Raw genomic sequence first — 2,533 nt, 5'->3', positions numbered from 1 at the left:
GGGAATCTTGAGGGTTCTGTGAGGTCGCAGGGCTAAGCCGGGCCGCGGGTCGCAGGGGTGAGCGCGACCTCATAGAAGCCGGATTGAACGAAGCCGCGGTTGTTTGGGCACTATGGGGATAGTGGCGATGGCGTGCCGGCGAGGCAATTTTGACGACAGCTGGGTAACTGCTGCGAAGAGTTATTTTGGCAAGGACGACCTCGCGGATCGGGTGCTGGGCGCGAGAAGGACTTCAGTTTGATGGGTCGGCCAGTTCTGCAGTCGGGATTGCGGCAGTCGATCGGCATAGCTGTCCGGGTGGCGACAGCTTGCGCAGCATGCTCGGCGGCGGTGACGATCATAACAGGCAGCGATGAGATCATGACGTATCACAGTGGAACGGCTGATGGGTGGAGGAGCGCGGCACGGCTGCGATCCGCCGCATGGTGCCGCCGCAATCGGGGCAGATGCGGAAGTCACAGCCGTTGCTCTGTCGATCGCTTTTGGTGTGACCGGTCGCCAGCTCGGGATCAGCCGCCGCCTGATGGGCATCGAGCAGCCGGCGGCAGCGGGCGACGTTGTCGCCGCGTCCGCCATTGGCGAGAAAGCCGTAGTAGCGAATGCGATGGAAGCCGTCCGGCAGGGCATGCAGCAGGAAACGGCGGATGAACTCGTCGGCATCGAGCGTCATCACCTTGGTCTTGCTGTCCTGGCGATAGTCCTTCCAGGCGAAGCGGACCTTGCCGTCGGAGAGCGAGACCAGCCGGCTGTTGGCGATGGCGACGCGGTGGGTGTAGCGGCCGAGATAGGCCAGCACCTGCTCGGGGCCACCGAACGGCGGCTTGGCATAGACGACCCATTCCATGCGCCTGAGTTGGTCGAGCCCGGTGGCGAAGGCCGTGGGCCCGGCAAGACCGGCGAGGTTGCCGAAGAAGCGCAGCTCGCCGGCGTCGAAGGCATCCTGCAGGTTCTGCAGGAATAGTTTGCGGAACAGGCGCGAGAGCACGCGCACCGGCAGGAAGAAGCCGGGGCGGCAAGCGATCCAGCGCGTACCGTCGAGCGAGGGGCCGCCGCCTGGCACCACGCAATGAATGTGCGGATGGTGCTGCAAGGTCTGACCCCAGGTATGGAGCACCGCGGTGACGCCGATTTGCGCGCCCAGATGCCTGGGATCGGCGGCGATGGTGGTGAGCGTCTCAGCGGCGGCGCGGAACAGGATCGCATAGACGGCGGCCTTGTTCTGGAAGGCGATCTCGCCCGCCAGCGTCGGCAGCGTGAAGACGACGTGGAAGTACGGCGCCGGCAACAGTTCGGCCTGTCGATGCGCGAGCCATTCGGCGCGCGCCAGCCCCTGGCACTTCGGGCAATGGCGGTTGCGGCAGGAGTTGTAGGCGATGCGCATGTTGCCGCAATCATCGCACTGCTCGAGGTGACCGCCGAGCGCCGCCGTCCGGCACGCCGTGATGGCGCCCATGACGCGCCGCTCGACGCGGCCGAGATGCCCGGCACGGGCCTGCCGAAACGCTTCGCCGTGGCGGCGGAAGACGTCCGCCACCTCCAGAACCGGAGCCATGGTGCCCGCTCAGCCGGGCGGCGCGACCTCCAGGCGGAGCCGGTCAAGCGGACTTGGCGTGTTGCTGATGGTCTTGGTGGCGACCTGGGTGTAGCGCGCCGTGCTGGCCAGGCTGGCGTGGCCGAGCAGCACCTGGATGATGCGCACGTCGGCCCCGTTCTCCAGCAGATGCGTCGCGAAGCTGTGCCGCAGCGTGTGGACCGTCACCTGTTTGCTCAGGCTGGCCGCCAACCGGGCCGAACGGCAGGCGGCATGCAATACGGTGGGATCGAGCGGCCGGTCCTCGTCACGGCCGGGGAACAGCCAGCGCTGTGGTCGAGCCAACCGCCAATAGCTGCGCAGAATCCGCAACAGCTGTGGGGAGAGCATGACGTAACGGTCCTTGCCGCCCTTGCCTTGCTCGACCCGGATTACCATCCGCTGGCTGTCGATGTCGGCAATCTTCAACAGAACCACCTCCGACACGCGCAGTCCGGCGGCATAGACCGTCGTCAGCGCGGTGCGGCTCTTGAGGCTTGGGATTGCTTCGAGGAAGCGCACGACCTCGTCGGCGCTCAGCACCACCGGCAGTTTGCTCGGCTGGCGCGCATAGCTGATGCGCTCCGGAATGGCGTCATGGCCGAGCGTCACACCGTAGAAAAACCGCAGCGCACAGACGATCTGATTGAGCGCCGGCCAGGATATCCCGATCGCCACCAAGTGGACCTGGAAGGCGCGGATATCCTCCAGCTCGAGACAATCGGGGGACCGACCGAAATACCGGCTCAACTTCGATACCGCGGCAAGGTAGGATCGTTGCGTCGCCGGCGACAGATTGCGGACCGTCATGTCCTCGATCATGCGGCGGCGAAGAGGACTGATCTCAGCCATTGGAAAACTCCTGTCTGAAGGGTTGGGCTTCGAAAACCCGCAATCCTCTCAGACAGGAGCCCGATCTTGCGATCCCTCCTCAATTGCCGCGTAAGCGGCTTCGTTCAATCC

General features: G+C 65.3%; 2 protein-coding genes. Both read right to left on the bottom strand.

The genetic code is table 11. The features are described 5' to 3' along the window. Positions 1–358: 358 nt before the first annotated feature. A complete protein-coding gene (locus Q2M23_RS43405; protein WP_316399489.1) occupies positions 359–1,552 on the bottom strand; it encodes an IS91 family transposase in 1,194 nt (397 codons plus the stop codon). A gap of 9 nt (positions 1,553–1,561) precedes the next feature. Then, positions 1,562–2,422 (bottom strand): tyrosine-type recombinase/integrase, encoded by an 861-nt coding sequence (locus Q2M23_RS43400; RefSeq protein WP_316399488.1) that lies wholly within the window; start codon positions 2,420–2,422, stop codon positions 1,562–1,564. Positions 2,423–2,533: the final 111 nt, after the last annotated feature.

The organism is Bradyrhizobium sp. 33ap4, assembly GCF_032654765.1.
GTDB classification, from domain to species: Bacteria; Pseudomonadota; Alphaproteobacteria; order Rhizobiales; family Xanthobacteraceae; genus Bradyrhizobium; species Bradyrhizobium australafricanum.
The sequence above is the reverse complement of the archived record's forward strand: the minus strand, read 5'-3'. Positions and strand labels throughout refer to the sequence as shown.